Genomic DNA, 12,916 nt, shown 5'->3' with positions numbered 1-12,916 from the left:
CTTGCGGAGCATCCTCGAAAATAGCAACATCTTCTATCACTTCCTTACGGAAGTGCAGCGATACTTCACCCCGCAAGCCGGCCGGCAAGTCGTTGATGAACGACTCTTCATCGTATCCTACCCGGCGTGTCATCTGGTACTGGTAATACGAATGGATTTGCTGTTGTAGATCAAGCGGCAGGTTCGCATAACGGGCCGCATTGATAAGCTTTTCCATGTTCTGCCTGTATTTCTCTTTAATGGGGTCGCGCTTTGTCAGAATACTGGCAAAGCTACCAATCAGGTAACCAAAGAAAGAGTAACCAAAAAACATGGTCGCAATTGCATAAAGCCGTTCTGTATTGGATACAGGCGTAATATCCCCAAAACCTACAGTGGTCAAGGTCATTGACGTCCAGTACAGTGCATTTACATAATTGGTTGTAAGATCCAGGTCGTGGTCGAAGCCTCTTATCACAAGCCATCCACAGCTTAACCAGTGGGTGGCAATGGCAATCCAATAGACCATCTGTGCGATGAGTACAAGGTTGGCGATGTTTGCCTGCGTCCGGCGCAAAATCTGCAACAGATAAATCACCTTCACCATTTTAGCCAGCCGTACGATTTGCAACCATGGCAGGCCGAACATGGCTGTCAAGGGTAGGGCGGAAAGAATATCGAGCCAGATCCATCGCAAGAAAAACGAGCGCATCGCACTGTATTCCACATGAACCACGGAGACGCGCTTCTTTAGCCGATACATACTGATCAAAATGTCGATCAGGTAGATGGTTGTCAGCACTATTTCTCTGCGTCGAAATAGCGAAGCTGACTCTTCTGTGGCGAGTGAGAAAGGGATTGCAAAAGAGGAGAAGGAAGCAACGATGACAAGCAGGACATTCCAGGCTGTGAAAAGCCTGGCATCAAGGCGGGCTGATAATTCTGCAAGTTTTTTAGGCATGGTCAATATGCAATGGTAATAGGCGCAATCAAACGTCTGGCTACGCAATAGCGCCTATCAAAGCCGGCCCATGGTAAGTCCACCATCAAGGGTTAATACCTGCCCGGATGCATAAGGCAAGTCGCCTTGCACAAGCATTCGGACAGCTTTGCCAATGTCTGCTGGCGTACCCCAGCGGCTTTCCAGTAGTAAGCCGTTGCCAATCATCTCGTCATACTTGGCTTTTACGCCGGCTGTCATGTCTGTTGTGATCAGGCCGGGGCGAATTTCAAAGACGTCAATTCCGTGTTCAGCAAGCGCAGTGGCCCATAGAAGGTTTGCCATGCTCAAGCCAGCTTTGGAGATACAATACTCGCCCCGGCTGATCGACGCAACCGTTGATGAGATTGAGGTAACGAAGATGATTGACGGCCGGTAGGAAGTTGTGTCTTTCCTCGTTTCTATCATCCATCGGGCGCACTGCTGGGTGAGAAAATAAGGGCCCTGCAGATTTACGCGGATGATTTCTTCAAAGCTGGCTTCCGTTGCTTCGAGGATGTTGTTGCGTTCGCGCGGAGCCATGCCGGCGTTGTTGACCAGCACATCGAGTTTCGGATATCTCTCGCGCATCGTTGACATCAAACGCTGGCGTGCCTCTGGGCTGCCGAGGTCTGCCTGGATATAGTCGACGGATACATCATGCAGCGCGAGTTGTGCGAGCGTAGGTGCAACAGCTTTCGCTGGTCGCCGGCCACACAAAATGAGGTTAAAGGATGCTGAAGCCAGGGCTTCAGCGATGCCAAGGCCAATGCCGCGTGTGCCACCCGTTACGAGCGCTGTTTTGTCCATGCTAAAGCCTGTTAAGCTGGTTTGGGTTATGTCAGCGGTGGTACATCCAACCAACTGCGCTTGTCCGACGAGGCCAGCGAAATTTCTGCTAGCTGGACGCCCTTCGCGCCTTCGAGCAAGTCAAAACGGTAAGGCGCATCGGCTACAACATACTTCAGGAAGAGCTCCCACTGCGCCCTGAACGCGTTCTGATAGGCACCATGTGCAGGGACCTCAGACCAGCCAGCGTAAAAGTCGTGCATGTTTGGTTCATCCGGATTCCATACGTGCATCGGTGTCGCCCCGTATGCCTGTGTCCAGCACGACTGTAAGCCGGCCACGGCAGATCCTTTTGTGCCGTCTACCTGGATGCTCAAGAGGTCATCTCGCCGCGGACGAACACACCACGATGAATTAAAGTGCGCGGTCACGTTGCCGGCCAGTTCGAGTGTTGCATACGCTGCATCATCAGCTGTGCATGTGTACGGTTGATTCTGCTCATCCCAGCGCCTGGCGATGTGTGTTTTTGCGAGGCAAGAAACTGAAGTTACAGCCCCGAATAAATTGTCCAGCACATAACGCCAGTGGCACAGCATATCGAAAATAATACCGCCGCCATCTTCCGCTCTGTAATTCCAGGAAGGGCGCTGGGCGGGGATTATATCTCCTTCAAATACCCAGTATCCAAATTCGCCACGCACCGAGAGGATGTCGCCAAAGAAGCCACTATCGCGCAGCATTTTTAGTTTCAACAAACCAGGGAGCCAGAGTTTGTCTTGGACGACGCCGTGTTTGACGCCGGCTTTCTCAGCGTGTTTGTACAGTTGTAGCGCGTCCGCGGTTGTGAGCGCAACCGGCTTCTCGCAATAGACGTGTTTGCCTGCATCAATTGCACGCGTAACATCAATGACTCGTCTGTCTGTGGATTGTGCATCAAAGTATACCGTGTAGTCCGGGTCGCTCAGTACTTCATCTAAATTGGTCGTCCATTTATTCAGGCCGGCCATCGCAGCACGTTTTTCGAGCTTTACAGGGTTGCGTCCTACCAGCACGGGATCAGGCATGATGACTTCCTGTGCATTCAGCGGAATGCCGCCGTTCTGCCTGATGGCGTGAATCGACCGCATAAGGTGTTGGTTGGTGCCCATGCGGCCGGTAACACCGTTCATGATGACACCGACCCGGTGGATTTTTACATTGCTCATGTGCTCTCTTGACTGGCGAGGTTATACGTGCTGCTCGTAGGCAGCAACAATTTGTGAAAGATACACAGCCTGGTCCAATTCCCAGTAAGCTGTCGAAAAGATCTCTACTTCAATAAACCCGGTGTACCCAAGGGTGTCGAGTTTACGTCGGATGCGTTTGATGTCAATACAGCCGGCGCCCATCAATGCGCGGTCGTTCAAGGCATCGCGGGTTGGAACGCGCCAATCGCATACATGAAAAGCAAAAAGGTTGTCAGCAGCCACGCAGCGCTCAATTTCGTGATCAAGATCAGGGTCCCACCAAACGTGATAAACGTCAAGCACAACGCCGGCCGCCGGGTGGTTTAATCGCGCCGCCATTTGGTTGGCCTGGCCCAGCGTTACAATGGCAGAGCGTGTGTCAGCATATTGTGGATGTAATGGCTCGATACCCAATTTTACACCCGCTGCGGCTGCATGGGGCAGGAGCCGGGTCATGCCTTCTTCAATTTGCGCAACCGACGCTTGTAGTGATTGCTCAGGATCAGCACCGCAGACCATGACCACCAGGGGGGCGCCTAGCGCCGCTGCTTCGTCAATGATGCGCTTGTTTTCCTCAATTGCTTGCTGCCGCTTTTGGGCAGACGTTGAAGGAAAGAATCCACCCCGCACATACGACACTGTTTGAAGGCCATGGTCTGCAATCTGCCGACGTAAGACAGTCGGCGTACGACCCGTTGTTGCATCCCGCCAGACAGATATGCCTTTAACGCCAGCGTCCTGGTATGCAGTCAGCGCTTTCTCTATTTGCCAGGGCTTGGTGGTTATTGTGTGGATGCAGAGGCGGGAGCGCATTGTTGACAAACAGCGTGAGTAGAGAGGGTGCGCCGCACTTGTTGCGGCGCACCTTGGAAGCTTTAGGCGAAGAAGGTGTAATAAGGCTCATCCTTCGCAATGCGTTGTACATAGAGGGCGGCTTCGCGCAGGTGGTAATCGCCCCACATGCACGACTCGCCATACGGAATGGCAGCACCGGCCGGCGTATGGTCCCATCCGTTGGGCTGGTGGTAAATTGCGTGCAGCAACAGGCCCTGGTGCTCCGGATCGTCGCTCAAGTAAGGTGTGCTAAGAAGAGAGTCCATCATTTTGAGCCCGGTTTTTACATACCGTTCGCCGGCCTCTGGGTCTTCTACTTTTAAATAGCGCCCGAGGCGGATGAAGCCCTGGGCGGCAATGGCAGCAGCAGAACTGTCTACAGGTTCTTTGGCGCCGTATGGGTCAGCCGGTTTGTTGAGGTAATCATCCATTAATGCCAGGCCTGGTGCACCGGTATCCCAATAAGGAATGCCACATGTTGGGGTCTGCTCAATGTAGAAGTCAGCGGTTGCGCGTGCAGTACGGACGAGCATCGCAGCCAACTCTTCTTTGGGCCCCCAGGTACCAAGCGAAGTAGCAGGGATGGTGTCAATGAATTCCAACTGTTCCGTAAAGCCCGTAAGGATCCAGGCAAGGCCGCGAGTCCAGGTGGAGAACGGGCTGTATCCTTGCTGTGTACTTGGACAGCGGTAGCGCCCGTCATTCAGGTTGAAAATGCTTTCATGTACGACGCGGCCGGCTACGTCGTAGCTGTCCCGCCCTTCACCAAAATATACATTGTATTTGGCCGAGCTATGCAAGTGCTGGATAGCCCGGTGAAGCAAAGAGATTTTGGCATCGTGTTCACCCATAAGTACATGCCCCAGCTTATGAGCCAGGCTCAAGGCGCGTAGCGAGCGAACGGTGTCTGAGAAGAGGGAGTGCGGACCATTAAATGAATAGATAAAGCCGCCTGTGTCGGGCAGAGCCGTCCATCTTGCTGCCTGCACAGCGCCGCTGCATTTTATGGCGAGCTCGTAGAAATTGCGTTCCCACATATTTTCTGCGATGCGTCCTTCATTCATCAGGCGAAGTAAGTTGCCGTAGGTGCTCACGTTGTTGAAGCCGTGGTCGTGGACGCCGATGTGGGTGATGTGTGACGCCATGCGCTGCACAGTTTGTGCAATGCCCGTTTCAAGAAAAGCTTCCTCGTTGGTTGCGTCGTACTGCAAGATTGCAGACCCATATTGAAAGCCCTGTGTCCACTCGGTCCAGCCGCGTGTAACGTAATTGCCGTTTATGGTGAAAACCGGTGCGCCTCTGGTGAAATCAAACTTGTCTTCTATAGCACGGATTTTGGTAGCGGAATGCGCCCACATGTTCTCGATCTTTGGCAGGATGGCTGCTGCGCTTGGTGCGTCTTGATAGTTTATCACGGTGATGTATCTTTATTCTGAGAGGCTGCCAATATACACAATTGTATCGGGGCTTTCTTAAGTTCTCTTTGAAAATTGCAGCCGGCTTTTTCAAAATAACAGGCTGTGTAACTTGCGGCCCACCCGTTGATCTGCTGCAAGTTCACGCTTTTGAGGTGTATATGCAGGATACGGTAGAAAAGCGGTCTATACAGACCGTTAAAATTGCAGGCTTTCTGGCCGGCCTGTTGGTGTTTGTCGTGATGGTGTTACTTTCGCCACCTGAGGCGCTGGCGCAGGAGGCATGGGCAACGGCGGCCATTACCATGCTGGTTTCTATCTGGTGGATGACCGAGCCCATTCCTATTCCAGTCACTTCTTTGTTGCCTATTTTGCTGCTGCCGCTTTTTGGTGTGGGTAACGTAAGTGAAAATGCTGCACCTTACGCACATCCCATGATTTTCCTTTTTATGGGGGGCTTTATGATTGCCCTTGCGATGCAGCGATGGAATTTGCATCGCCGTATTGCGCTGAAAATGGTGCGCCTCATTGGCACGCAACCTCGCGCTATTATCGCCGGCTTCATGGTCAGTTCAGCAGCCCTCAGTTGCTGGATTAGCAATACGGCTGCTACCTTGATGATGCTTCCCGTTGCACTGTCTGTAGCTGAGCTTGTGCCGGATGATGGTGACCTCAAAAATAGAAATACACAAGGCACAAAATTCACAACTGCACTGCTGTTGGGGCTTGCTTATGCTGCAAGCATCGGTGGGGTAGGGACCCTCATTGGTACGCCTACCAATACGTTTCTTGTGGCTTTTCTCAATGACACGTACGGATATGAAATAAGCTTCGTACAGTGGATGATGTTTGGGATTCCTTTTGTAGTGATATCATTGCCCCTGGCCTTCCTGCTTCTCACACGCGTCATCTTTCCGATCACCATGACGGAGCTTCCTGGCGGGAAGCAACTCATCGAGGAGGAGATTCAAAAAATGGGGCGCATTTCGCGCGAGGAAATAATCGTCGCTAGCGTCTTTCTTCTAACTGCTGTACTATGGATTTCACGGCCTTACCTTCAGCATTGGCTACCCGGTTTGTCGGATACCGGCATTGCGCTTTTTGGCGCTACCGTGTTGTTTGCGATCCCGACCAACCTGTCGAAAGGTGCCTTCATCATGAACTGGGAGTGGGGATTAAAACTACCCTGGGGTGTTTTGCTTCTTTTTGGTGGCGGTTTGAGTTTGGCGGCGGCGATTAGCCGCACGGGGCTTGCGGCCTGGGTTGGCGGCCTGCTTTCCACGTTTAGCCATTGGCCGCTTGTAGTGTTAATCGGACTGGCTGTTTTGCTTATTATCTTCATGACAGAGCTGGCAAGCAATACGGCCACTGCTGCAGCATTTTTGCCCATTCTTGCCAGTGTGGCAATTGTTGGGCTTGGTGAGAACCCGTTGCTCCTGGCTGTGCCGGCTACGATCGCTGCCAGCTGCGCATTTATGCTGCCTGCTGCCACGCCACCCAATGCAATTGTTTATGGCAGCGAGAAGTTTAGTATCCAGCAAATGGCGCGGGGCGGACTGTTTCTGAATGTGCTTTTTGTTTTGCTTGTAACAGCGGCTGTATACGCGCTGGTGATCCCAATCTTGGGTATCGAACTGGGGCAACTGCCGGATTGGGTTTCCTGATCTGCTCAGTCGTCAATGTGCAACCATCATAGACCTCACGAATTATGAAACGCTATCTTTATTCCGTTATTGCAATGGGTATTTTGCTCGCCGGCTGCGCTGAAGAGCTAACCGAATACGGGCTGGTGCCACAGCCGGCTGGTGCTGCGCTGAGCGACGATGAAATGCGCATGCCTGACAATGCTGTAGCTGGACTCGAAGTAGCTCCTGGGCTTGAAGTCAGCTTGTTTGCATCGGAGCCAATGCTCGTAAATCCAACCAACATCGACATCGACGCAAGGGGGAGGGTGTGGGTTTGTGAAGGGGTGAATTATCGTCCCCATCTCAATCCGCAAAACCCGGAGCCGGTTGAGAATGAGCGCATAGTTATTCTGGAAGACACAGATGGCGATGGCAAAGCTGACAGCCGGACAGTGTTCTACGAAGGTCGGGATATCGATGCTGCATTGGGTATTTGGGTTGTGGATGGCAACAAGGCCATAGTATCTGCTAGCCCGCATGTTTTATTGCTAACAGATGAGGACGGTGACGATAAAGCAGATACTAAAGAAATCTTATTCAGCGGCATCGAAGGGGTACAGCACGATCATGCTGTACACGCGTTTGTGTTTGGTCCCGATGGCAGGTATTACTTCAATTTTGGCAACGAAGGCGGACAGTTACTGGATAAGGACGGCAATGTCGTCCTGGATAAATATGGTGCGCCTGTCGTAGCAGATCGCAATCCGCATCAGCAAGGCATGGTGTTCAGGATGAATCCGGATGGCAGTGATCTTGAAGTGCTTGGCCACAACTTCAGGAATAACTACGAAGTGGCAGTTGATTCGTATGGCTCGCTTTGGCAATCTGATAATGATGATGATGGCAACCGCGCCGTGCGCATCAATTTTGTGATGGAGTACGGCAATTACGGATTTAGAGATGAAAAGACTGGGGAAAACTGGCGAGTACGGCGAACCGGGATGCACGACGAAATTCCCAAACGACACTGGCACCTGAATGACCCGGGTGTCGTCCCGAATCTGCTACAGACTGGCGCTGGCTCACCGACGGGTATCCTTGTCTATGAAGGACGGCTCTTGCCGGAGGTTTTTTGGGATCAGATGATACACACCGATGCCGGCCCTAACGTTGTGCGCGCATATCCGGTCGAAAAAGATGGTGCCGGATACAACGCACAAATTGTCAACCTGTTGATGGGCACCCACGACAAGTGGTTTAGACCTTCTGATGTGGCCGTAGCTCCTGATGGCTCGCTCATCGTTGCAGACTGGTATGACCCCGGGGTGGGCGGGCATCATGTAGGTGACTTGCGGCAAGGCCGGCTATTCCGCATTGCACCCCCTAATACGCCGTACAATACACCTGCTTACAATCTGGATACCCCCGAAGGCGCTGTGGCTGCCTTGGAAAGCCCGAATTTGTCTGCCCGACAAAATGCGTGGCATGCACTGGTGCATATGGATGCCATCGCAGAAGAAGCCCTATTAACCCTCTGGGCCTCGGACAATGCAAGGATGCGCGCCCGTGCGTTGTGGGTACTCGCTGAGATAGAAGGCCGGGCAAGTCATTATGTGGATGTTGCGCTGACTGATGAAAACGAGGATATCCGCATCACCGGACTCCGCATTGCGCGTAAGCATAACCTGCCCCTGGAGAACATATTGTCAACGTTGGTCAATGATGCATCACCACAGGTGCGGCGAGAGGCTGCCCTTGCACTGAAGTATTTCCAGTCTGAACAGGGGAGTGGCTTGTGGGCCGATCTGGCAAGTCAGTATAACGGTGCTGACCGCTGGTACCTTGAGGCACTTGGCATTGGCGCATCCGCTTCCTGGGAAGCGTCTTTTGCTGCTTGGGCTTCGCGAAACACGGAGGATTTCTCGACCAAGCCGGCGCGCGACATCATATGGCGTGCCCGGGCAGACGACGCCATACCTATGCTGACCACCCTGATCAAAGATGAGCGGACAACGCCCGAAGATCAACTACGGTATTTTCGGGCATTTGACTTCCATGATAATGAGTACTTGAAAAGCCAGCAACTAACAGCATTGTTAGGAGATAGCAACGAGGCGCTGGCGCCGCTCGCATTACAGCATCTGGTAAATGAACACAATGAAGCCGACCCTGCCGTCCAGCAAGCACTTACTGCTGCCCTTGATGCCGTGGATGGAACGCGCACTTTCCTTGATTTGGTTGCCCGTTTCAAGCCTACGCATAGAGGCGCGTCTCTGTTTGCCATGGCCCAACAAGCTGAAGAAGCTCTGGCTCGTGATGCCGGTGCTTTACTGCTCGATCTAGAAGGACCTGATCGGTTCATGGAGGCTTTGGCAAATGCTGGTTCAGCGGACGATGCACTTGAGGTTGTTGGTTTACTCGGGAAAATAGGCAACGGGAATTCGAGGAATGCGCTCCAGTCCGTCGTTCAAAATGATGCATTGGGTATGGACCTGCGTCGCCATGCATTGACAAATTATGCGGTTGGCTGGTCGGGTGAATACGGTTTGCTGGGAATGCTCGAAAGGGGGGAGCTTCCTGTGTCTTTCAAAGAACAAGCTGCCAGTATTCTGTTCAACTCTTCGGATGAGCGCCGCCGGCAAATGGCCGCGAAGTACCTGGACCCACCAACTGGTAACAACGGGCAGCCCCTGCCGGCAATTGAGCAACTGGTTGCTATGACCGGTGAAGTGAATGCCGGCAAAGCCGTCTTTGAGCAGCAATGCAGCGCCTGCCATGTTGTACAGGGTGTGGGCACCGACTTTGGACCAGACTTGTCCGAGATTGGAAGTAAATTGCCAGCAGAGGCGCTCTACAACGCAATCATCTATCCAAACGCCGGCATCGGCTTTGGATATGAAGGCTTCCTGATTTCTATGAAAGATGGCAATGCCGCCGCAGGGTATGTGCTGAGTCGGACCGACGAAGAAATCCAGTTGCGCGAGCAAGGTGGGCAAACGCGTAGCTATCCCATGGGCAACGTTGCAACCATCACTGAAATGGAAAATTCTCTGATGCCTGCGCTGGGCGCTGCTTTGGGGACATCGCAACTCGTTGACCTCGTCGCATACCTCGAAACGTTACGGAGCTTGTAAGTGAAAAGACTGCATGCCTTGTTCTTGTTGATTTTTGCGTTCGCTCCTGTAGCCTTGGCGCAAGATAATGTGTCGGACCTGCTGGATAAAAGCGCAGCCACATATGCTGCCGTTGCACATGAGATTTGGGAATTAGCGGAAGTAGGCTATCAGGAGCACCGGAGCGCTGCAAAGTTGCAAGCCCTGCTGGCTAACGCTGGATTCCAAATAAAAGCCGGCGTAGCGGCCATCCCGACAGCTTTTGTTGCCAGTTACGGTGAAGGAGAACCCGTCATTGGAATTATGGGCGAATACGATGCATTGCCCGGGATTTCACAGGCCGCACAACCTGACCGCGCAATCATTGAGGGGCAGGGGGCCGGGCACGCGTGTGGTCACCACCTTTTCGGGACCGGGTCAGCTGCAGCTGCCATTGCTGTAAAACACTGGTTAGATGAAGGGCATACGGGCACCATCCGATTTTACGGGACGCCGGCGGAAGAAGGCGGTGCTGGCAAAGTTTACATGGTGCGCGAAGGGCTCTTTGATGACGTTGATGTGATGCTCCATTGGCATCCGGGCGATACAAACGATGCAAGTCCCTATACAACGTTGGCAAACCGGTCGGCCAAGTTTCGCTTCCATGGCAAGTCTGCCCACGCCGCAGCAGCACCAGAGCGCGGCCGGTCTGCACTGGATGGGGTTGAAGCGATGAATTACATGGTTAACTTGCTGCGTGAGCACGTGCCGCAGGAAGCACGCATTCACTATGTGATCACGCAAGGTGGACACGCCCCCAATGTGATTCCTGATTTTGCCGAGGTCTACTACTACGTGCGACATCCAAATGCTACAATACTAGAGGGCATCTGGTCTCGCGTGGTAGCCGCTGCTGAAGGCGCAGCGATGGGGACCGGTACGCAGATGGCGCACGAAGTTATCCATGGGATCCACAGCGTGTTGCCCAATCATACGCTGGCAAACGTAATGCATGCCCAATTGAAAAAGGTGGGTGGTGTTGAATACAGCGAGGAAGAGCGTACGTTTGCAGCCTCTTTGCAACAGTCTTTTGACGCACCACCAGCGCTGGCGCAGGCCAGGGCCATTCAGCCAGTTGTGTTGCAGGCAACCAGCGGCTCAACCGATGTGGGCGATGTAAGCTGGGTTGTGCCTACAGCCGGGCTCGATGCCGCAACCTGGGTGCCGGGTACAGCCGCGCATTCCTGGCAGGCCATTGCTGCCGGCGGCATGAGTATCGGCCACAAAGGGATGATGGTGGCTGCCAAAACCATGGCGCTGACAGCGATTACATTGATGAAAGATCCCGCAACGGTAGCAGCTGCCAAAGCAGAGTTTGAGCAGTTACGTGGTGATGATTTTGTCTACAAACCCCTCCTCGGCGACCGCGACCCGCCGCTAGACTACAGGAATTAGGGCCAGTTTAATGCAGAGTTGAATGCCGACTGCCGATTGGTGTGTTTCCTGAAAGTAGACTCAATGGCCAAAGAAATGTACAAAAGCATCGCAGTTATTTCGGGAATAGTGCAATCCAGAAACACGACGCCCCCGTAGCTTGCACATCCAAACCTTAATTAGCAACACTTGACATGCGGCATTGAATAACCCTCATTCCTCACCAACGAACCCATCTAGCAGCGCCCAGAACTTTGCTTCCATAGCGGCTGTGTCGATGGCTGTGTAAACATCAATCAGGCGCATGCGGTTATCGTGAGGGCTCTGTACCCGTTTTTTCGTAGCCATTTCGGGGTAGGCCAACGCGAGAATCAACGCGACATCCCACATGATCCACTTTGTTTTCTCTTTGTCATCTGGCTGCCAGTATCTGTCGAACGTTCCCCACCGATTAACGAGGTAGTCGCCAAGGCCGCTTTTACCTTTCAGGTGGGCATCTACCACGGTTTTCCTGAATACCAGGTGTTGGCTAGTTGATGCTGTCATAACCCGGAAGTCCAGTCCGGGTGTATTGATGAGTGCATCAACGGCGTTGGGGTCGTTGTTGGTGTTGAACTCACGCTTGCTCCAGGTATTTGTCTCGGGGTTGTGCCAGAATCCGAGATAGTTGGCAACCACTTTAGGGATAATGGCCGGCTCCATGACAACCGCCGAGGCAAGGTTGGTTGCCGGCCCCAGGATAGCCACGTGCAATTTCTCACCATCAGGCATTGCCATGGCCTGCGCAATGATAAACTGTGCGGCATCAGAAGGCTGGGCCCGGTGTGGCTTCACCATCGGATGGTTTGATCCCTGCGGATGAGGCACAGATAATTTGTCCATCAGGCGCATGATGTCTTCGTTGAATGCCTGGCTTTTGCCAACGGTATCAGCCGGTGCCTGGGGAGAAGTGTGCCATTGGGCGGAGGTAACCCCTACAATGTTGAGCTCGGGAGCAAGCAATCCCACGGCTAAAGCGAACAAGTCATCCACCTCATTGGCTGTGTCGGCGTCGATGATAAGAGGAAGTGGATCCCGCAGGCTGATGCGTAGCAGCTTCGAAAGGGTAGCGGGAGCAAGTGATGACAGGCTTGCCGCGCTCAGTGTTGACAAAAAATGTCTGCGTGAGGTCATGGTGCGCATGGGGATGCTTGACGTGTTGGCGATGCAGGTTACAGATTAAGGGCCTAACTAATTTCACATACGACCATGTTAAAAAACAATTTTTCCAGCAGCAAACAGTATAGCTGATTTTGCAAATCCTTATCTTGGCGCATTCAGATAGACATTGACCAAGACAAACATGAAAATGACCCTTCGTGAGCATTTTTGCGGTTTTCTTCGCCTCCTCGCTACGCCACCCCGCGCCGTCCACGTCGATATTGTAGCCACGAATTTGGAGCTGCTTCGCCAGGTCCGCGCGTCGGCTCAGTTCCTGAATCGTGCCGTCGGGCATCTGCATGAAGTGCCGGTACAAAACGGGCACGCCGCTGCCCACCGCCAG

10 protein-coding genes are annotated in these 12,916 nt (G+C 53.0%); 4 read left to right on the top strand and 6 right to left on the bottom strand.

Annotation, left to right across the window (positions count from 1 at the left end):
• The 5 genes from AAF564_21760 to AAF564_21740 form a co-directional block, all read right to left on the bottom strand.
• Positions 1-940, bottom strand: a 940-nt coding sequence (locus AAF564_21760; GenBank protein MEM8488192.1) for an ion channel, incomplete at its 3' end; no start/stop codon positions are given.
• A gap of 57 nt (positions 941-997) precedes the next feature.
• Positions 998-1,768 (bottom strand): 3-ketoacyl-ACP reductase, encoded by a 771-nt coding sequence (locus tag AAF564_21755; GenBank protein ID MEM8488191.1) that lies wholly within the window; start codon positions 1,766-1,768, stop codon positions 998-1,000.
• 26 nt (positions 1,769-1,794) lie between these two features.
• Positions 1,795-2,952 (bottom strand): Gfo/Idh/MocA family oxidoreductase, encoded by a 1,158-nt coding sequence (locus AAF564_21750; GenBank protein MEM8488190.1) that lies wholly within the window; start codon positions 2,950-2,952, stop codon positions 1,795-1,797.
• 21 nt (positions 2,953-2,973) lie between these two features.
• The gene (locus AAF564_21745; GenBank protein ID MEM8488189.1) at positions 2,974-3,786 is read right to left on the bottom strand and encodes a sugar phosphate isomerase/epimerase family protein; all 813 of its coding nucleotides are present in this window, start codon (positions 3,784-3,786) and stop codon (positions 2,974-2,976) included.
• Positions 3,787-3,848: 62 nt separating this feature from the next.
• Positions 3,849-5,165: a glycosyl hydrolase gene (locus AAF564_21740; GenBank protein MEM8488188.1), complete on the bottom strand. Its 1,317-nt coding sequence runs from the start codon at positions 5,163-5,165 to the stop codon at positions 3,849-3,851.
• Between the two features lie 218 nt (positions 5,166-5,383).
• Here AAF564_21740 and AAF564_21735 point away from each other — a divergent pair, with 218 nt between their 5' ends.
• Genes AAF564_21735 through AAF564_21725 form a run of 3 tightly spaced genes read left to right on the top strand, consistent with a single transcriptional unit; the run spans position 5,384 to position 11,394 of the window.
• Positions 5,384-6,886 (top strand): DASS family sodium-coupled anion symporter, encoded by a 1,503-nt coding sequence (locus AAF564_21735; protein MEM8488187.1) that lies wholly within the window; start codon positions 5,384-5,386, stop codon positions 6,884-6,886.
• Between the two features lie 44 nt (positions 6,887-6,930).
• Positions 6,931-9,981 carry a PVC-type heme-binding CxxCH protein gene (locus AAF564_21730; protein MEM8488186.1) on the top strand — a complete coding sequence of 1,017 codons (3,051 nt, stop codon included), beginning with the start codon at positions 6,931-6,933 and terminating at the stop codon, positions 9,979-9,981.
• 54 nt (positions 9,982-10,035) lie between these two features.
• Positions 10,036-11,394: an amidohydrolase gene (locus AAF564_21725; GenBank protein ID MEM8488185.1), complete on the top strand. Its 1,359-nt coding sequence runs from the start codon at positions 10,036-10,038 to the stop codon at positions 11,392-11,394.
• A 192-nt stretch (positions 11,395-11,586) separates the two neighbouring features.
• On the opposite strand, the gene AAF564_21720 is transcribed toward AAF564_21725, so the two are convergent.
• Entirely contained in the window at positions 11,587-12,546 is a 960-nt protein-coding gene (locus AAF564_21720; protein MEM8488184.1) for a nucleoside hydrolase, read from the bottom strand.
• A 169-nt stretch (positions 12,547-12,715) separates the two neighbouring features.
• On the opposite strand from AAF564_21720, the gene AAF564_21715 reads away from it, so the two are divergent.
• Positions 12,716-12,916 (top strand): hypothetical protein (locus AAF564_21715; protein MEM8488183.1); only part of this gene is annotated, 201 nt, incomplete at its 3' end.

The sequence above is a fragment of the Bacteroidota bacterium genome (assembly GCA_039111535.1).
In the GTDB taxonomy this organism is placed as follows: Bacteria; Bacteroidota; Rhodothermia; order Rhodothermales; family JAHQVL01; genus JBCCIM01.
This window is presented reverse-complemented; position numbering and strand designations above follow the sequence as displayed.